The organism is Nocardia sp. JMUB6875, from assembly GCF_041154655.1.
Taxonomy (GTDB): domain Bacteria; phylum Actinomycetota; class Actinomycetes; order Mycobacteriales; family Mycobacteriaceae; genus Nocardia.
In genome coordinates this window covers 1-17,432 of record NZ_BAAFGR010000023.1, presented here as the reverse complement: position 1 = coordinate 17,432, position 17,432 = coordinate 1, and the positions used below count along the sequence as shown (strand labels likewise).

At 66.6% G+C, this 17,432-nt stretch carries 19 protein-coding genes; 8 read left to right on the top strand and 11 right to left on the bottom strand.

The annotated features are described in order from the left end of the window. Nucleotides 1-4: 4 nt before the first annotated feature. The 3 genes from ACAM49_RS08380 (at nt 5) to ACAM49_RS08370 (ending at nt 2,576) form a co-directional block, all read left to right on the top strand. Nucleotides 5-904, top strand: a complete 900-nt coding sequence (locus ACAM49_RS08380; RefSeq protein ID WP_369634876.1) for a universal stress protein — start codon at nt 5-7, stop codon at nt 902-904. 124 nt (nt 905-1,028) lie between these two features. Then, nucleotides 1,029-1,502 (top strand): pyridoxamine 5'-phosphate oxidase family protein, encoded by a 474-nt coding sequence (locus ACAM49_RS08375; protein ID WP_369634875.1) that lies wholly within the window; start codon nt 1,029-1,031, stop codon nt 1,500-1,502. A 150-nt stretch (nt 1,503-1,652) separates the two neighbouring features. After that, complete coding sequence (locus ACAM49_RS08370; protein ID WP_369634874.1) at nt 1,653-2,576, top strand: universal stress protein; 924 nt, start codon at nt 1,653-1,655, stop codon at nt 2,574-2,576. A gap of 71 nt (nt 2,577-2,647) precedes the next feature. Here the strand turns inward: ACAM49_RS08370 and ACAM49_RS08365 are convergent, their stop codons facing one another. Further along, on the bottom strand, nt 2,648-3,607 hold the full coding sequence (locus ACAM49_RS08365) for an acyl-ACP desaturase (protein WP_369634873.1): 960 nt from the start codon (nt 3,605-3,607) through the stop codon (nt 2,648-2,650). Nucleotides 3,608-3,718: 111 nt separating this feature from the next. Then, nucleotides 3,719-4,714 (bottom strand): hypothetical protein, encoded by a 996-nt coding sequence (locus ACAM49_RS08360; protein WP_369634872.1) that lies wholly within the window; start codon nt 4,712-4,714, stop codon nt 3,719-3,721. A gap of 179 nt (nt 4,715-4,893) precedes the next feature. Here ACAM49_RS08360 and ACAM49_RS08355 point away from each other — a divergent pair, with 179 nt between their 5' ends. Together ACAM49_RS08355 and ACAM49_RS08350 are read left to right on the top strand one after the other, a co-directional pair. Next, a complete protein-coding gene (locus tag ACAM49_RS08355) occupies nt 4,894-5,154 on the top strand; it encodes a hypothetical protein (RefSeq protein ID WP_369634871.1) in 261 nt (86 codons plus the stop codon). 107 nt (nt 5,155-5,261) lie between these two features. Beyond that, nucleotides 5,262-5,471, top strand: a complete 210-nt coding sequence (locus ACAM49_RS08350) for a three-helix bundle dimerization domain-containing protein (RefSeq protein ID WP_369634870.1) — start codon at nt 5,262-5,264, stop codon at nt 5,469-5,471. Between the two features lie 921 nt (nt 5,472-6,392). Here the strand turns inward: ACAM49_RS08350 and ACAM49_RS08345 are convergent. Together ACAM49_RS08345 and ACAM49_RS08340 are read right to left on the bottom strand one after the other, a co-directional pair. Next, nucleotides 6,393-6,653: a hypothetical protein gene (locus tag ACAM49_RS08345; protein WP_369634869.1), complete on the bottom strand. Its 261-nt coding sequence runs from the start codon at nt 6,651-6,653 to the stop codon at nt 6,393-6,395. 64 nt (nt 6,654-6,717) lie between these two features. Then, nucleotides 6,718-7,806 (bottom strand): AraC family transcriptional regulator, encoded by a 1,089-nt coding sequence (locus ACAM49_RS08340; protein ID WP_369634868.1) that lies wholly within the window; start codon nt 7,804-7,806, stop codon nt 6,718-6,720. Between the two features lie 240 nt (nt 7,807-8,046). Here ACAM49_RS08340 and ACAM49_RS08335 point away from each other — a divergent pair, with 240 nt between their 5' ends. Beyond that, the gene (locus tag ACAM49_RS08335) at nt 8,047-9,492 is read left to right on the top strand and encodes a DUF1254 domain-containing protein (RefSeq protein ID WP_369634867.1); all 1,446 of its coding nucleotides are present in this window, start codon (nt 8,047-8,049) and stop codon (nt 9,490-9,492) included. 403 nt (nt 9,493-9,895) lie between these two features. On the opposite strand, the gene ACAM49_RS08330 is transcribed toward ACAM49_RS08335, so the two are convergent. Together ACAM49_RS08330 and ACAM49_RS08325 are read right to left on the bottom strand one after the other, a co-directional pair. Further along, the gene (locus ACAM49_RS08330; RefSeq protein ID WP_369634866.1) at nt 9,896-10,120 is read right to left on the bottom strand and encodes a hypothetical protein; all 225 of its coding nucleotides are present in this window, start codon (nt 10,118-10,120) and stop codon (nt 9,896-9,898) included. Between the two features lie 123 nt (nt 10,121-10,243). Continuing rightward, a complete protein-coding gene (locus tag ACAM49_RS08325; RefSeq protein ID WP_369634865.1) occupies nt 10,244-10,468 on the bottom strand; it encodes a hypothetical protein in 225 nt (74 codons plus the stop codon). A gap of 504 nt (nt 10,469-10,972) precedes the next feature. On the opposite strand from ACAM49_RS08325, the gene ACAM49_RS08320 reads away from it, so the two are divergent. Continuing rightward, nucleotides 10,973-12,604, top strand: a complete 1,632-nt coding sequence (locus tag ACAM49_RS08320; RefSeq protein WP_369634864.1) for an ABC-F family ATP-binding cassette domain-containing protein — start codon at nt 10,973-10,975, stop codon at nt 12,602-12,604. Nucleotides 12,605-12,625: 21 nt separating this feature from the next. Here the strand turns inward: ACAM49_RS08320 and ACAM49_RS08315 are convergent, their stop codons facing one another. Together ACAM49_RS08315 and secY are read right to left on the bottom strand one after the other, a co-directional pair. Beyond that, nucleotides 12,626-13,480 (bottom strand): LuxR C-terminal-related transcriptional regulator, encoded by an 855-nt coding sequence (locus ACAM49_RS08315; RefSeq protein ID WP_369634863.1) that lies wholly within the window; start codon nt 13,478-13,480, stop codon nt 12,626-12,628. 14 nt (nt 13,481-13,494) lie between these two features. Beyond that, nucleotides 13,495-14,814, bottom strand: a complete 1,320-nt coding sequence (secY, locus tag ACAM49_RS08310; RefSeq protein ID WP_369634862.1) for a preprotein translocase subunit SecY — start codon at nt 14,812-14,814, stop codon at nt 13,495-13,497. A 359-nt stretch (nt 14,815-15,173) separates the two neighbouring features. Here secY and ACAM49_RS08305 point away from each other — a divergent pair, with 359 nt between their 5' ends. Continuing rightward, the gene (locus ACAM49_RS08305; RefSeq protein ID WP_033087059.1) at nt 15,174-15,419 is read left to right on the top strand and encodes a helix-turn-helix domain-containing protein; all 246 of its coding nucleotides are present in this window, start codon (nt 15,174-15,176) and stop codon (nt 15,417-15,419) included. Between the two features lie 137 nt (nt 15,420-15,556). On the opposite strand, the gene ACAM49_RS08300 is transcribed toward ACAM49_RS08305, so the two are convergent. The 3 genes from ACAM49_RS08300 to ACAM49_RS08290 all read right to left on the bottom strand — a co-directional run. Then, on the bottom strand, nt 15,557-16,516 hold the full coding sequence (locus tag ACAM49_RS08300) for an MvdC/MvdD family ATP grasp protein (RefSeq protein ID WP_369634861.1): 960 nt from the start codon (nt 16,514-16,516) through the stop codon (nt 15,557-15,559). Between the two features lie 11 nt (nt 16,517-16,527). Then, nucleotides 16,528-16,989, bottom strand: coding sequence for a hypothetical protein (locus tag ACAM49_RS08295; RefSeq protein ID WP_369634860.1), 462 nt, complete (start codon nt 16,987-16,989; stop codon nt 16,528-16,530). A 192-nt stretch (nt 16,990-17,181) separates the two neighbouring features. After that, nucleotides 17,182-17,432: acyl-CoA thioesterase (locus ACAM49_RS08290; protein WP_369634859.1), on the bottom strand; the 251-nt coding region annotated here is incomplete at its 5' end.

Genomic DNA, 17,432 nt, shown 5'->3' with positions numbered 1-17,432 from the left:
AGTCATGACCGAACAAGCCATCACCCAACGTCCCTCCAACCCGCCGATCGTCGTCGCCACCGACGGTTCTGCCATCTCCTATCAGGCGGTGGCATGGGCGGCCGCCGAGGCCGCCCTGCACGGCGCTCCACTGCGGATCGTCACCTCGATCGCCGTCCAGGTCGGCTATGGGCCCGTGCCCCTGCTGTCCGATGCCGATATCGAGTACCTGCGCCGCGACGGCGAGCGCACCACTACCGAGGCCGCGCGCGTGGCTCGGGTCGCGGTTCCCGGTGCCGCCCTGTCCATCTCGGCCGACGCCACCCTCGAGCCGATCATCCCGCACCTGCTCGAGCTCTCTCGGCAGGCCCGCACCCTCGTCGTCGGCAGCCGGGGCCGAGGTGCGTTGCGCCGCGGGCTGTTCGGATCGGTGAGTACCGCCATCACCCAACACGCACACTGCCCGGTCGCCGTCGTCCCGGGCCCGGCAGGCCTCGACCCGCTCGCCGCCGAGAAGCCTGTCGTCGTCGGCGTCGACGGGACCCCGAACAGCATGCCCGCCATCGAAATCGCCTTCCAGGAAGCGTCATTGCGCAAGGTCGGGCTGACGGCCGTGCACGCCTGGAGCGACGTCACCGGCTACTACCTGCCGTCCCCAGGCTGGGACTCCGTCCGCGAGCAGGAATCCGCACTCCTCGACGAACGCCTCGCCGGCTTCGGCGAACGCTATCCCGACGTCCCCGTCGAACGAACCCTGGTGATGGATAGACCAGCCCGCGCCCTTCTCGGGGAAGCAGAGAACGCCCAGCTGCTCGTCGTCGGCAGCCACGGCCGCGGCGGATTCACGGGGATGCTGTTGGGTTCGACCGCCAATACCGTGCTGCACAGCGCCGAGTGCCCGACACTGATCGTTCGCGCCGTCTGAACTGTGTTCGGATGTTCGATAGCCGGGACAGCGGCGGCGTGTGGGTGTAGACAGGCGTCGGGGACATTCGCCTCTGTCGAGGACGGCGATCCGCATGGTGCCATGGGGATCGAGAGAAGATCCGATGACGGGAGGTTCGGAGATGGATGAGCTCGACGCCTACGAACCCGCGCGCACCATGGTGAATCTGACGCGGGAGGAGTCGCTGGGGCTGCTGGCCGGGGTGCCTTTCGGTCGGGTTGTGTTCAGTCGGGACGCCTTGCCCGCGATACGGCCGGTGAACCACATCGTCGATGGTGACCTCGTGGTGATTCGCACCCGTTTGAGCTCTCGGCTCACCTCCGCCGTGCGCACGGACTCCGAAGTGGTGGTCGCGTATGAGGCCGACGAAATCGATCCCGTCAACCGGCTGGGGTGGTCGGTTGTGGTCACCGGGATCGCGCGCACGGTCACTGATCCGATGCGAGTGGCCCGATACAACCGGCTGGTGCGGCCGTGGATAGACGGTCTCATGGACACGATCGTCGCTGTCGAGCCCACCCTGGTCACCGGTGTCCGGCTGGTCGAGCGCGGCGCAGTGGAGGCCGAGGCGAGCTGACCGGTCGCGACGGCATCCGGCCTGCGCGCAGGCGGTCTTTGGGCCTTCGGTCCGGGGACGATCGGCCGCAGTGCCCGGCACCCGGCGATCCATACCGTGAAGGTGGGCGGTGATTCGCCGCCCTCGGAATCGCATCACCGGGAGCTGACAATGGCCGAGCTTGAATACGACGACCCGCACCACCTGGTGTCCGCGGGAGTGATTGTGGGAGTTGACGGTTCGCCGGGGTCGGACGTCGCCGTGCGTTGGGCCGCCGACCTCGCGGCGAGCCGGGATCGGGAGCTGCAGCTGATTCACGGCCTCGATCTGGTGGGCACCAGTGCCGTCGTGGGCCCGTACGCGGTGGTGACCCCGGCTGTGATCGATGCGGTTCAGGGGAAGGGCCGGGAGGTGATTCGCCGTGCCCGCGAGATCGTTCAGGCCGCGCACCCGGATCTGCCGGTGACCGCCCATCTGTACAACGACTCGTCCGCCGGGCTGCTGATCGACCTCAGCGCAACCGCGTACGCCGTGGTGCTCGGCGCGACCGGAAACGCCGGGACTCTTGCCCATCTGGGCTCGACACTGCTGTCGGTGACCGCGCACGCCAGCGGCAATGTGATCGTCGTGCGCCCGGATCCCGAGGCGGACAACGTGGTTCGTGCCTCCGGGCCCGTGGTGGTCGGGATCGATTGCGGCCCGGTCAGCGAGCCCGCCATCGCCGCCGCCTTCGCCGAGGCGTCCGAACGCGGCGCGAACCTGGTGGCCGTCCACATCTGGAGCGACTGGAGCGCGGGCATATTCGCCGGCGACCAGGGGATGCCTGCCCTCGACGATGTCGAGAACGTGGAGGAATCGGTACTCTCCGAACGCCTGGCCGGATGGCAGGAGAAGTATCCGGACGTCACTGTGGTCCGTCGCGTCTACGTGAGCAACCCGGCCGCACAGCTACAGGCATGGTCCAAGCTCGCGCAGCTGATCGTCGTCGGCAATCGTGGCCGCGGCGGCTTCCTCGGCCTGCTGCTGGGTTCCACCGCGCATTCGCTGGTACAGCACGCGCACTGCCCGGTCATGGTCGTACACGCGGCCGAATGAGTGCCCGATGGCCGGTCATTCGACCGGTCTGATCCGGCGGGCCGGGCGGATCACCGCCCGGCCGTTGGCATTCAGGCCCGGGCGCGCTCGCGAGCCAAGGCGCGGTCACGCTGCTCCTCGAACCGTGGAATCTGTGCGTGCTCGAGGTTGTCCAGATATGCGACCAGCCGTTCCCGGGCCTGTTCGCCGCGCGGCCCGAAATCAGTGCGGCCCAGGACATTCCAATGCCGTAGTACCGGCAGCAGGACGTCCTCGTGATGCTGACGCAGATCGTAGACGCCGTGCTTGGCCATCAAGACGCCGTTGCGGCGGAAGTTGGGCATACCGGCGCCCGGCATCCGGAAGTTCCGCACGATCAGGTCGATCGCCTCCATCGCCTGGTCGGGGACCAGCTCCAGGGCGGCGCCGCAGAGCGTGCGGTAGAAGATCATGTGCAGGTTCTCGTCGAGGGCCAGTCGCTGCATGATGCTGTCGGCGATCGGATCGTCACAGAACTGCGCGGTGTTGCGGTGGCTGATGCGGGTGGCGAGCTCCTGGAAGCTGACATAGGCCACCGAATACAGGAATCCGGCGTGCGCTGCGGCGGTGGCCGGATCGACCGGGGCGGCGAAACCGTGTGTCATGTGCGCCATCCGGTCGTTCTCCAGCGCGACCGGGTCGACGCCGCGGGTCACCACCAGATAGTCGCGCAGCACGACGCTGTGCCGGTTCTCCTCGGCGGTCCAGCGGCCCACCCAGGTGCCCCACGCGCCGTCGCGGGAGAAATTCTCGGCGATCTCGCGATGATAGGAGGGCAGATTGTCCTCGGTGAGCAGGTTGGTGACCAGCGCCGCCTTGGCGACCTCGTTCAGCCGGGATTGGTCGGGGTCCCAGTCGGTTCCGCCGAGCCGTGCGAAATTGCGGCCGTCGTCCCAGGGCACGTAGTCGTGCGGATGCCAATCCTTGAATACCGACAGGTGCCGATCCAGCGCCTGCCCGGCGATCGGTTCGAGTTCGACGAGGATCTCCCGTTGCGTCAGCTCGCGTACCACGGAGGTTGTCCGCCTTCCTGTCCGATGAATGGGCCGTGCCCACGGTTGCGCGCCGCGGCGGGCTGAAACAGGGTCCAAGGTCCCCATCGGACCGGGATTTCGATCTTGAATTCAGCGGACGGTGAAGAAGTCCTGGATCGGTCGGCGCGGCGTGGGGACCCACGGGTCGGCGTCGGGAGCGTTGCCGATGCGAATCACCAACTGCGGCTCATGGGTGGGACGTACAAGGCCGGTCAGCATCTTCCGCCCGCCGGGCAGTTCGGTGATGTGGGTGAGGGCGCAGGTGGACAACCCTAGCGCGGCGCATTCGAGCAGCACCGCCGAGAGCGCCTCCCCGGCGGCCAGCCAGTCGGCAGGGGTGTCGTACTCGGTGCTGAGCACGACCAGGCGGGCATGATCCTCGGTCGTCTCGGGGCGGCGCAACGAATGCCGCCCGGCCGGGAACAAACGTCCGACATCGACCCGCGCGGCCTCCGCGGCGGATGGCAGCGCCTCGGCCGGCACCCCTTCGGATATTCCCGAATGCCCTGCCCACCAGCCGATCTCGGCCTGGTACATCATGTCGTGGTGACGCAACGCGGTGGCGTGTTCGGTCGCGGTCGTCAGGCGCGGGCGCAGGTTGTCGGCAAGCGGGTCCAGCTCCACGTAGTGCGGGGAGGCGAGCATGCGCAGGCGCCGCAGCACCTCGTCGAAGTGCTCGGGAGGTTCCATGGGCAGCCGGTCGGTGTGCCGGGTGGTCATCGCCGCGGCTCGCGTGTAGAGGCCGGGCGGTGGCGAATCCCAAGGCCGGAAACGGATCTCGGCGAGATGGTCCGGCTCGGCGGAACTCGGCAACCGCACCGTGTCGGTGTGCCAGCCGCGCGCGCCGAAGGCCGTGCGCACGTGGTGCAGCATGGCGCCACAGCTGATGATCATCTGGCGGCCGTGCGGATCTGCGGCGGTGAGTAGCCGGTCCGGGTCGCTGTAGAGGTGCAGGACGTCACCGTCGAGGACCCAGCGCCACGGCTGCGTGTTGTGCACCGACGGCGCACGCGAGGCCCGCCGCATCGCCTCCAGCATCGTGTGGCGGTCGGGGATCGCGACGGAGGGACTGTTCATGGCGGTCATGACTTCAGTGTTCGCGCCGACAAGATCACCGAGCAGGGCCCGACGTCCCCCACGGTCGTGACCTTCGACCGCGATCAGCCGACCAGCAACGAGCCCATGTCCGTGTCGGCCCCTGATGCCCGTGGCGAAAGGTCCTTCGACCCTGCTGTGATGTCAGACCCATCGAGCACCCTATATGCGTGATCAAGAATCATGCTGCCGCACAGCCGGAGCGGACGATCGAGCCTTGCATGTTCGAGCTGACGGTCGAGCGACTATGCCTCGAGTTCGGCGGCAGGCAGCCGCGCCCGCGGGTGGAAGCGGTGCTGCGCTGGAGCTTGGCCGACCTGGCCGGCACCCCTGTCGGCGCGCTACCCGAGCTCGGCGAACGCCTTGCCCGGCAACGGCTCTCGGAAAACACCGTCGCCCCGACCGCGGACACGGCGCTGACCCTCGCCTGACGCCCCTGGAGCGGTCACGGTGCCCGCGCACGATCATGTCCGATTCCCTGCTGACCAGGGTCCAATGTCTCTACGCCCGCCACGGCCGACCCATCGATCATCGGTGCATGCGAAAAGACGAAGCCACTCAAATCCAGCTCGTCCAAGACAACCTGATCAACCACCACCCCGAAATCCCCGCCACCGTCATCGCCGACATCATCACCCGCGCGCGGGCAGCGCTCATAACCGCGAGAATCCGCCACTTCGTCCCCTTGCTCGTCGAACGCCGAGCACGCATCGAGTTGTCCACGTACCGCACCGCCGTGGCCCACTGAACGCCACGGCGCGTGAGGGCGACCCGGCATTAGCAGCGGCGACGGGGCGTTTGATCACGGGAGGATGACCGAGCGCGGTACTTCGCCGTTTCGGAGCTTGGCCAGTGCGGTGTTGACCTGGTTCAGTGAAATTGTCTCGGTGACAAAGGAATTCAGGTCGATTAGGCCTTGATGGTGCAGGCCGATCAAGGCGGGGAAGTCGCGGTCGGGGAGTGTGTCGCCATACCAGGAGGATTTGATCGAGCCCCCCGCGACCGTAGTTCGAGCAGTGGGATGTCGAGAACTTGGTCGGGCGTAGGGAGGCCGGGCATGACGAGTGTGCCGGCCGGGCCGCGGGATTGGAATGCGTGCTTCCATGTTTCGAGGGACCCGATGGAGTCGATGACGATGTCCGCTCCCGGCTACTGGCCTCGATGCGCTCGCTGAGGTGGAACAGTCGAGCCGTGCCGGTCCAGGCTAGATGCAGATCCTCCTGCCGGGACTGGGCGCGCCGACACCGGTCGCCGCCCGCGTTGCCCTGAGACTGCCCGTCCGCACCACCTCGGCGCGGCCGGCACCGAAACAAATTGCCAGGCAGGGAGGTTCACCGAGACTACGAACGAACGACTTCGACAGAGTAACCGCGGTCAAGGCGCAAGTCGGCGGCCCTCACGGCAACGCGTGGGATTCGCGCCATTGCGTGAGGGCACGATCGTGGCCCGACGGGGACGAACGCGTTACGGTGCGACGGGCCGGTCCCTCCGGTCCGGCTTCGAGGAGCGCCCGCGAATTCCTGTTGTACTTGTTCGGGAGACACCGTTGAGATCGAAGTCCTGGGTCGGCGCCAGCCGTGGCTACGGTCGGACGTGCACGGTTCGTCATTCAAGCGATCTATCCACACCGAATCATCCTGCGGTGCATGATGATTAGGAGACAGCGAAATCAGCAGTCCGGCTCCGGAGACACCGGTTTCCGGAACCATCCTCGGCCTGGGCGGGTGCGCAGGCGGGAGGACGTGGGTGAGGGCGCGGGGCGTGGTGCGACGGTGCAGCCGAACAGTTTTGCCACCTCGGTGATACCGCCGTGACCGGTGATCTGGATGGTCAGACCTCGCATGACGAACGCGACGATCTCGGCGAGACTGGCCAGCGCCGAATGGAGTCGCTCGATCTCGATCTTGAAGGGCGCGCGCTGATCACCCACCAGGACGCCCGCGACTGTCCTGCGCCAAGATCTCGGCAGGATCCGGCCGCGTGAACGCCCTGTTCTAGTCGAGTTCGCTGTGGTCAGACATGCCCGTTGAGGTGCTTTGGTTGTCGGGTTTGGTTGGGGTGGCGATGTTTACGCGGAGGGTGTGGCGATGGTGGGTGGCGGTGGTGCCGAACCAGCGGTGGCAGGCATGGGTGAGGGCGCTCTGTTCGCTGTAGCCGAGCAGGGTGGCCAGTTGACTCAAGGGGATGTTGGTGTCACGGAGGTAGTGTTCGGCTTCGTCTCGGCGAATGTCGTCGACGAGGGCGGCGTAGGTGGTTCCTTCCTCGGTGAGGCGGCGTTGCAGGGTGCGGGGGTGAATGGCCAGGTGGGTGGCGATGAGATCGCGATCGAGGGTACCGGTGGGCAGGAGTTTGCGGATCAGGGTTCGGACCGGTCCGGCGGTGGTGCCGTCGGGTGGTGGGGTGAGGGTGTCGAGGTAGGTTTCGACGACGGTGCGCACGGCGGCGTCGGAGGCGAGCGGTCGGGTGAGGTCTTCGGGCCGGACCAGGAAACCGCTGAACGGCTCCGCGAAATATACTGGGCAACCGAAGTATTGGCGGTATTCCCGCAATGGTGACATGGGGTCGTGCGGTAGGTGAACCGAGACAGGGGTGTAGGTCTGCCCGGCGATCAGTCTGGTCATGCGGAGCGCGACGCCGAGGGCGAGTTCGATCACCTGCCGGTGCGGGGGTAGCCGGTCGATGACGATGCGGTATTCGAACCGGACCAGGGACTGCCCGGCGGGTTGGTCCAGGGACGCGGTGATCGCGGGGCTGTAGACGGCGAGGTAGCGGTGTAGCGCCCGGAAGGCCTCGCCGGTGGTCGGTGCCGTGCGAGCGGCGGCGGCGAGCGGGCCGAGGATCTCGATGTCCTGTCGCAACGCCAGGCGGCGGCCGAAGTCGACGGTTCCAGTGGTCTGGGCAGCGGATTCGATGGCCTGCACGACGGCTCGGAAGCTGAGCAGCGCGTCATGGTCGCCGACCGCCGCGCGCGGGATCGCCGCGGCTGCGAGCAGTGTGTCCGGGTCGGTGCCGAGTTCGGCGACGAGCTCCGGGTAGCCCTGTAGCGCGGTGCCGCGGATCAGTGCGGTGTCTCCGTGGCGCAAAAAAGTGTCTCCTGAGATCAAGTCAGGCGTCGACTGCCACCACATTATGTAGCTATATGTTCGCTACGCGGTGGACATTGGCCTGCTCGGCGCGCTCCGATCATGCAGGTTGTATCGGAATATGTTGGCAGTGCGGAAATTCCATATCCGTGCACGGTGTGTGGTTACTCTCACGAGGAGTTAACCGCTTGTCGGCTGACTCGTGCTGTGCTCGGCGATACCCCTAACCAGGAGGATGCGGTGGTCAGCAGTTCGAAGTCCCGGCGTGCCCGGGTAGCAGTGGCGATGGGTCTGGTGGCCGCGGTCGCGGTCGCGGCGGTGGGGTGTTCGAAGGAGTCCTCGACATCATCGAGCGCGACGAGTTCGGCGTCGGCGCAGTCGGCCGGTGATCTGGCGGTGCAGGCCTACGCCTACACCTATCCGCTGGTGTCGGTGGAGGTGACCCGGCGGCAGTCCACCAATTACCCCGCGCCGGACCCGTCGATCGGCGCGGCGCCGATGAATCAGCTCGCCCCGCTGCACTTCCTGCCGAACGCACAGTTCACCGGGGTAGTGCGTCCCAATGTCGACACCCTGTACACCTCGATGTTCTTCGACGTGTCCGCCGAGCCGCTGGTGGTCAGCGTGCCCGATATGGGCGGGCGCTATCACCTGTTCCCGATCCTGGACGCGTGGACCAACGTCGATGCCTCGGCCGGGCCGCGCACCCTCGGTGATGTGCACGGTTACCAGTTCGCCCTGGTCGGCCCGAACTTCCACGGCGGTCTGCCCGAGGGCGTGCACGAATACCGGTTGCCCACCGACTCCGGGTGGATGATCGGCCGCATCCAGGTCAACGGCCCCGACGACGTCGCCAACGTCATCGCCATCCAGGACAAGATGACCGCGACCCCGCTCAGTGCCCTCGGCGGCGCCTACACCCCGCCGCAGAACACCGATCTGCACCCGGACTGGCCCAAGGATCAGGAAGTCGCCAAATACATCCACAACCTGACCCCGCAGCAGTACTGGGACCTGTACTACTCCAGCCTCTCTCACACCCAGACCCGCCCCGACGACAAGGCGCTGCTCGATCAGCTGGCCTCGATCGGCTGGACCCCGGACAAGAAGCTCGACCTGGCCGCCCTGCCCGCCGACGAACGCACCCGCTGGGAACAGGCCTGGCCCAAGGCCCTGTCTCAGATCGAGGTCGATATGGGCAAGAGCGAGGTCAACGGGTGGAAGATCGGGCGCACCGGTGTCGGTGACTACGGTACCGATTACGCTTCGCGCGCGGTGGTCGCCTACGCCGGTCTGGGTGCGAATCTGCCCCAGGACGCGATCTACCCCAACACCCGTGTCGATGAGAAGAACACCCAGCTCAACGCCGACCACACCTACGTGCTGCACTTCCCGGCCGGTCAGGTCCCCCCGGTGAAGGGGTTCTGGTCGTTGACCATGTACGACGACCGCGGGTTCTTCGTCGACAACCCGATCAACCGTTACGCCGTGCGCGGCGAGACTCTCGCCAAGAACCCGGACGGTTCGGTCGACATCTATATTCAGCGCGAAAACCCGGGCCCGGCACGGGAATCCAATTGGCTGCCCGCGTCCGGTGACTTCAACGTGATGATGCGCACCTACTGGCCCGATCAGGCGATCATCGACGGCACCTGGAACCCGCCCGCCGTCACCCGAACCAACTGACCCGACGACCGGGGCCGTTCGGGCATCCACCACCCGCCCGAACGGCCCCGCCGAAAACAATGGACCCAACACACCGTTGGCGCACAAGGTGCCGACCGAACCGGCCCGCTCGGAAGCCCACGGGGGAGCAACAACCCGCGCCGCCGCGAGGCCCACTCGACGGTGGAGGTGGACACCTCGTAGCCGTCGGCGCGCATCAACGCGGCGATCTTGCGATGGCCCCATGCCGACCACTCCTGCGCGTACTTCGCCGCGATCGGCTCGAACCGCTCCACCTTCGGCGACGGCCACGGACCGCGCGGCGGATCCCCGTCGCGAAGCCGGGCGAGGCGTCGCCGAGAGGTGCGCTCGGGAATGCCGGTGAGGCGATCGAACCTCGAAACCGTCAGTGCCGCTGCCGCTCTCAGCACTCCGAGGTCAATGAAGGGACCTGATCCACCAAAGCCGCGCCGTGCTGCCACACCCTCAGTTGCACGGTGGTCTCGGCGAGGGCGAGCTCGAGTTGCTCGTTCTCCATTCGCAACCGCCGCTGTTCGGGCGCCCCTGCGCTCATCTCCCCGGACAGTACCGACCGCGCTACCCGCACCTTGTCCGCGACCGGAATCTTCGACCGCCGCGACCGTGCCACCAGCACTCCTTCCTCGACTCGATGAGCCCGGAGCCGGCGCCAACGAATTCATCGTCGAGATCTGAACCTGTCGGGCGCCTTGCCACCGATACAGGCTTGCGCGCAAGGCGTTCGTTATCGGGTTCAGCCGGTCTGGTCCGAATGTCCTAGTGCGAGTCCGCGGTCGTAGCCGAGGTTGAGGCCATCCTGGTAGTCCGTCGAATAGTCGCTGGAATGGGACTGAGGTGAGGAAGTCGAAGGATGGTCTGCGCCGTCGAGGCCGTCCTGATAGCCGAGACGGTAGCCTTCGCGGTAGCCTCGTCGGCGGTCGGGGTGGTCTGCCTTCACGCTCGATGACTGAATGGTCATGGTGTCCTGCTCACGGTTGATGCCGGTCGGCGTATGACGGGACCTGCGCTTGTCGCCATGTACCCGTCGGTGTGATCTCGTCCTCGAAATCTTTCGAGGTACCCACTCGCGACACCCGCGGCTATCTCGAACCCATGGTCGGCTGACCCCAATTGCTCGAAAATGGCCTGCACCAATGATATGCCCGTGGGCGTCTGGGTCCGACGGTGTTGAACGAGCTGCACCGCGATGCCGCGCAACTCGGGCATGGACGCGGGGAGGTTGCGGACCGGTGTCGGCCCAGTTCGGGCAGCGGTTTTCGATGTTGCGCCAGCGAGAACTCGTGGCGTGCGAGATTGTGGGTGGCGGCGCAAGGTTGGAATCTGGGCGGGGTGACATACCTGACCATGGCCCTGACCTCGGGGTCCCGGGCGGCTGGGATAAAATCGGTGGTTCTTGTGTGTTCATGCGACGCACAATCGCTTGTTGACCGATCCGCACCCCGCTGCACCCGAGGAGACGCTTGTGATCACCGCGACCGACCTGGAGGTCCGGGCCGGAGTCCGCACCCTGCTTACCGCGCCCGGATCGGGGCTGCGGGTGCAGGCCGGTGATCGGATCGGGCTGGTGGGGCGCAATGGCGCGGGGAAGACCACGACGTTGCGGATTCTGGCCGGTGAGGGGGAACCTTACGCGGGCAAGGTCATTCGTTCGGGTGAAATCGGTTATTTGCCGCAGGATCCGAAGGAAGGCAACCTCGATATCCTCGCCAAGGATCGGGTGCTTTCGGCGCGCGGGCTGGATTCGTTGCTGCGGGAGATGGAGAAGCAGCAGGCATTGATGGCCGAGGTCGCCGACGAGAAGGAGCGGGACAAGGCGATCCGGAAGTACGGGCGGCTCGAGGAGCGGTTCTCGGCGCTGGGCGGGTATGTGGCCGAGAGCGAGGCGGCGCGGATCTGCAATAGCCTGGCCCTGCCGGATCGGGTGCTCAACCAGCAACTGAAGACCCTCTCCGGTGGTCAGCGTCGTCGAATCGAGTTGGCGCGCATCCTGTTCAGCGCCTCGGACGGCAGCGGCGGCAAGTCCGACACCACGCTGCTGCTCGACGAGCCCACCAACCACCTCGACGCCGACTCGATCAACTGGCTGCGCGGCTTCCTGCAGAACCACGACGGCGGGCTCATCGTCATCTCCCACGACGTCGACCTGCTCAATGACGTGGTCAACAAGGTGTGGTTCCTCGATGCCGTGCGCGGCGAGGCCGACATCTACAACATGGGCTGGAAGAAGTACCTCGACGCCCGCGCCACCGACGAGCAGCGCCGCGTGCGCGAGCGCGCCAATGCAGAAAAGAAGGCGTCCGCGCTCAAGCAGCAGGCCGCAAAGCTCGGTGCCAAGGCCACCAAAGCCGCTGCGGCACACCAGATGGTCAAGCGCGCCGAGCGCATGCTCAACGAGGTCGACGACATTCGCGTGGCCGACAAGGTGGCGCGGATCAAGTTCCCCGAGCCCGCGCCCTGCGGCAAGACGCCGCTGATGGCCACCAACCTGACCAAGCTCTACGGGTCGCTGGAGATCTTCACCGGCGTGAACCTGGCCATCGACAAGGGCAGCCGGGTGGTGATCCTGGGCCTCAACGGCGCCGGTAAGACCACCATGCTGCGCCTGCTGGCCGGTGTGGAGACGCTGACCGCCGGGCAGATCGATCCGGGCCGCGGCCTCAAGATCGGCTACTTCGCGCAGGAGCACGACACCCTCGACGATCAGGCCACGGTGTGGGAGAACATCCGCCACGCCGCCCCCGACGCGGGCGAACAGGACCTGCGCGGCCTGCTCGGCGCGTTCATGTTCTCCGGCCCCCAGCTCGAGCAGCCGGCGGGCACCCTCTCCGGTGGTGAGAAGACCCGCCTGGCCCTGGCCGGTCTGGTCTCCTCGGCCGCCAACGTGCTCCTGCTCGACGAGCCCACCAACAACCTGGACCCGGTCTCCCGCGAGCAGGTCCTCGACGCCCTGCGCAGCTACGCGGGCGCGGTCGTCCTGGTGACCCACGATCCCGGCGCGGCCGAGGCCCTGAACCCGGAGCGGGTCATCATGCTGCCCGACGGCACCGAGGACCACTGGTCGCAGGACTACCTGGAGCTCATCCAGCTGGCGTGACGCGGAGGCCCGAAAGCCGTTCTACAGCGGCCGATCCGGGCTGGCGGGAACGATGCGGCGGGTGTGGGCGTAGACGACGGCCTGTACGCGGTCGCGGACGCCGAGTTTGGCGAGCACGTTGGAGACATGGGTTTTGACGGTTTGCTCGCCGACCCCGAGGGCAGCGGCGATCTCGGGATTGGTGTGGGCCTTGGCCATCAGCAGCAGGACCTGATGTTCGCGAGGGGTCAGCGCGTCGAGTTCGGGTGCGGCGGGGAAGGGTTCGATGCCGTGGGTCAGGCGCGTGAGCAGGCGGCGGGTCAGGCGCGGGTCGATCAGGGCGTCGCGGTGTGCGGCGGTCCGGACGGCGGAGACCAGGTCCGCGGCGGGCACGGCTCTGGTGAGGAAGCCGCTCGCGCCGAGACATAGTGCGCGGTAGAGGTTTTCGTCGGTGTGCTCCGCGGCGAGGGCGAGAATCCGGCTGTGGCTGCCGAATTCCGCCACCGTGTCTATGGTGGCCGGGTCGCCGATCCCGGGCATATCGAGATCGAGAATGGCGATATCGGGTCGCAGCCGCCGGATCTCGCGGATGGCGGCCGCGCCGTCGCCCACCGCCGCCACACAGCGCAGATCCGGCTGGGTTTCGATGACCGACCGCAATCCCGCGCGGAACACGAGCTGATCGTTGGCGAGCAGCACCGAAATCGTCGAATCCCGCGCCTCGACCACCCGATCGACATCCGCGGCACCCGGGTCGAAACCCACTGCGGCACTGCGACCGGCAACCGGAGTGGCGGCGTGGGCGGTGCCCGCGGACAGCACGGTGGCGCTGATCGCGAGCACCAGCGTGGACACCAGGCGCAACAGCAACGGATGCCGGGATGAGGTCGTGGCCATGTGCCCAGTCTGCTTCAGCGCAGGAATCCGGTGTAGTTCTTGTTCATCAACTGGCTCTCGAGCTGTTTCACGGTATCGAGGCCGACGCTCACCACGATCAGCACCGATGTGCCGCCGAACGCGAGGCTTTGGACCGCGCCGCCGGAGCCGCCACGCAGCAGCAGGTTCGGCAGCACAGCGACAGCACCGAGGTAGATGGAGCCGGGGAGGGTGATCCGGCTCAGGACGTAGTTCAGGTAGTCCGCGGTCGGCTTACCGGGGCGATACCCCGGGATGAAGCCGCCGAACTTCTTCATCTCGTCCGCGCGCTCCTCCGGATTGAAGGTGATCGCGACATAGAAGTAGGTGAAGAACACGATCAACGCGAAGTAGATCGACACGTAGACCGGGTTGCCGGGATTGACCAGATACTTCTGGATCAGCTCCTGCCACGTGGCCGGATTGCCCGAGGACTTTTGGGTCAACTGCGCCAGCAGGTTCGGCAGATACAGCAGCGAGGAGGCGAAGATGACCGGGATGACACCGGCCTGGTTCACCTTCAGCGGCAGATAGGTCGAGGACCCGCCGTACATCTTGCGGCCGACCACGCGCTTGGCGTACTGCACCGGAATCCGGCGCTGACCCTGCTCGACGAAGATGACGCCGACGATGACCACCAGGACGGCGACACCCAGCAGGCCGGTGCCCAGCCAGCCGCGGCTGTCGTAGATCTGCCTGCCCTGCGCGGGAATTCGCGCCGCGATACCGGCGAAGATCAGAAGTGACATGCCGTTGCCGATGCCGCGCTCGGTGATCTGCTCGCCGAACCACATGACGAGGGCCGCGCCCGAGGTCATGACCAGCACGATGATGATCATCCCGAAAATCGAGGTGTCGGCCAGGATGTCCTGCGGGCAGCCGCGCAACAGCTGCCTGCGTGCGGCCAAGGCCACCAGTGTCGTAGCCTGCAGCACCGCCAACGCCATTGCGACATATCGGGTGTACTGCGTAATTCGGGCTTGCCCGGACTGTCCCGCGCGGCGTAGCTCCTCGAATCGCGGGATCACGATGGTCAGCAGCTGGGTGATGATGCTGGCCGTGATGAAGGGGACGATACCGATCGCGAACACCGATAGTTGCAGCATCGCGCCGCCGGAGAAGAGATCGATCAGCTGGTAGATACCGGCCGATTCACCACCGGATACGACCGCGAGACAACTGCGGACCGACTTGAAGGCGACGCCCGGTGACGGCAGCGCCGCGCCGAGCCGGTACAGCGCGATCAACCCCAGCGTGAAGAGAATCTTCCGCCGCAACTCCGGGGTCCGCACAGCCGGCACGATGGCGGAAAGCACGAATCCTCCTGAGGAATGGGGTGCGGGGCAGGCGACTGGTCCAGCCCCCGAGGGCCCCGACGCTACGGACGCTCGCGCTCGCCCACGTCGGCCGCGAGGCGTAATCCGACCTCCCCCGATAGGGGGAAACAGTGGATCGGGAGCCTCCCGATGTGCTCGAAGCTCCTGTCCGGCAATGGATCCCGCTACCTGTCCCCGGTCGGAATCGGACTCGAACCGGCGGTCGCGATTGCCGCGATCCGGGGGCGTAAGACGGTGCGTTTCAAATTCGGGTGACTCTCATCACACCGTTTCGTTGATCACAGCCATCCGAGTCTCTAACCTGGAATGAGGCGCCCACGGCGACTCGGAGGATAGCCATGAGTGACAGGCCCGCACAGGGTAAAGCCGTATTGGGTAAAGGCACGCGCGTCACCGGGAAGTCCCGAGATCGCCTGCAATCCCAGCTCAAGAAGCAGTACGAGGCCGGAGCGAGTATCCGGTCGCTAGCCCGGGAGACCGGGCGGTCGTACGGTTTCATCCACAACGTGCTGGTGGAGTCGCATGTGCAACTCCGCAGCCGGGGTGGTGCCAATCGCCGCAAGGCCGCCAAGGCCGGCAAGTAGCGTCTCTCCCGCCCGGGAAGCGATTGCGAGGGTCTCGACCGGCGAAAGCCGGTCGACGACTTGCGATTACGACGACTCGCGATGATGCGCGGCCCGGTCGGTGTTGACACGCTGCCTTGCGGGGACGACACGCTGCCTTACGGGATCACGGTCCCGTCGCCGAGAACCAGCAGGTTTGCGAGGCTCTGGAAAATCGGCAGACCGGTCTTGATTTCGAGATAGGCGAACTGCCCCTGGGGATTCACCTCCAGGAAGTAGAACTCGCCGTCGAGACCCACGCGCAGATCCAGCACGCCGAAAGCCAGCCCGAGCGCGCCCATCAACGTGGTGAGCGACTTGCTCACCGAGGCGGGCAGCCGGTCGGCGGTGAAGGCCACCGAGGTGTCCAGGCGCGAATCCACCCGTCCCACACCGGATTGCGAGTCGATTCGCACCACCCACTCGATGCCGTCCACCCAGACGATGCGCAGATCGCTCTCGGCGTGGATGTAATCCTGAAAGATGGTGGGGGAGTTGCGGATCGTGGTGAGCCGGTCGAAATCCCCGGGGGCGAACAGCCGGGTCTCGGTGAACGCCCCGCGGGTGGTGCCCGTGCGTTTGTAAACCACTGGGCCGGGCCGGGATTCGATGAAGGCGCGGGCCTCGTCGGGATCATTGGTCACCAGCGTCTCCGGGACCGCGAAGCCCGCGCGGTAGGCCGTCTCCAGCTGCACGATCTTGCGGCTCGCGGTGCGGTCCGCCCCGGGATCGTTGACCCACAGGGCGGGTACGGACCACAGCAGACCTTGCAGGAAGCCATCGCATTCCGCGCGGCGGTAGGTGTCGTCTTCCTCGCTCAGGCCGGCGGGCACGGTGGTGGGATGGGGTCGCCGCCACCAGACCGAGGTGACATCGTCGAGCCCGAGGATGTGGGACAGCGTCCGGTAGGAGCCGTCGGTGCCCAGGCGGAAAGTGCCGTTCTCGCGCGGGAAGTCGCGCATATCGAGGCGAATCGGGTTGTGCCCGTGATGTTTGCGCAGCGTGGCGGCGAGCGCGTCGCCGTGCAGGTCTTCGGCCTCGGTCACGATGAGCACCGAACCCATGGTGCGGGCGGGCATGTTCGCCCCCGTCAGTCCAGGCTGTCGCAGGCGATGCCGTCGTCACTGCCGTGCAGCGACCGGGTCTGGCAGCAGGTCATGGTGGCCCCGCCGACACCGGGTCGGGTGGTCAGTTCCAGTCCGCGCGCCCAGATTTCGGTCTGGCGGCGCAATTCGTCTTCACCGCGGGCCGGGCTGAGGTCCGGGGCCAGGGTGAGCGGGCGGTCGGTGAGCTCGACGCGACGGCGCTGCGTGAAATCGGCAGTGGCGCCGGACCGTACGCGCACCAGCACCGGGCGGCCCTCACAGCTGCCGGGAGTCGTGGCGGTATCCCATCGGGCGATGTCGAGGACATCGGTCCGGTGGAAGGTCCAGGTGCCGTCACCGACCCGCAGGCTGATACTTCGCTCGGTGGCTGCGACAAGATAGCCAGGTAGCGGTGGCGAGGTGCTCGCGACGGCGGTCGATCCGCTTCGGTGCAGGGCGCCGGTCATGCTGAACTCCGATCTGCTCGGGATTTGCTGCGGGGCCGAGCGTGACCTGAATCATATCCCGCGACGCACCGGATTCGGTCCGCAACGAAAGATTTCAGCTACCCCGGCAAACTCTGCCGGGGTTTCGGAAACCGCTCCCGCCGAAAGATTTTCGCTGATAAACCGGGACGGAGTGAGTATGGTGGCTTTTGTTCAGAGACCCAGCACGCCCGGCGAGTCGGCGATGGCCCGCAGCGCCGCACCGGGATCCGCAACCAGTTTGCGGGCCTGCAGATCGAGAATGCCGGTGATGACATCGATCTGCGCCGATACCGTCCCGTCCAGTTTCACGATGTGCTGGTGCATCGTGAAGATCTTGCCCCCGGTCCATTCGAACTCGCAGGTCACCGTGACCTCGTCGCCCAGGTGCAATTCCCGCATGTACTTGATGGTCTGTTCCAGCA

Bases quoted from the DNA above. Each gene is read 5' to 3' on its own strand.
- ACAM49_RS08300 (WP_369634861.1), bottom strand. From the start codon at position 16,516: ATGCCCGCCCGCACCATGGGTTCGGTGCTCATCGTGACCGAGGCCGAA.
- ACAM49_RS08295 (WP_369634860.1), bottom strand. From the start codon at position 16,989: ATGACCGGCGCCCTGCACCGAAGCGGATCGACCGCCGTCGCGAGCACC.
- ACAM49_RS08360 (WP_369634872.1), bottom strand. From the start codon at position 4,714: ATGACCGCCATGAACAGTCCCTCCGTCGCGATCCCCGACCGCCACACG.
- ACAM49_RS08380 (WP_369634876.1), top strand. From the start codon at position 5: ATGACCGAACAAGCCATCACCCAACGTCCCTCCAACCCGCCGATCGTC.
- ACAM49_RS08305 (WP_033087059.1), top strand. From the start codon at position 15,174: ATGAGTGACAGGCCCGCACAGGGTAAAGCCGTATTGGGTAAAGGCACG.
- ACAM49_RS08350 (WP_369634870.1), top strand. From the start codon at position 5,262: ATGCGAAAAGACGAAGCCACTCAAATCCAGCTCGTCCAAGACAACCTG.
- ACAM49_RS08370 (WP_369634874.1), top strand. From the start codon at position 1,653: ATGGCCGAGCTTGAATACGACGACCCGCACCACCTGGTGTCCGCGGGA.
- ACAM49_RS08375 (WP_369634875.1), top strand. From the start codon at position 1,029: ATGACGGGAGGTTCGGAGATGGATGAGCTCGACGCCTACGAACCCGCG.
- ACAM49_RS08325 (WP_369634865.1), bottom strand. From the start codon at position 10,468: ATGACCATTCAGTCATCGAGCGTGAAGGCAGACCACCCCGACCGCCGA.
- ACAM49_RS08315 (WP_369634863.1), bottom strand. From the start codon at position 13,480: ATGGCCACGACCTCATCCCGGCATCCGTTGCTGTTGCGCCTGGTGTCC.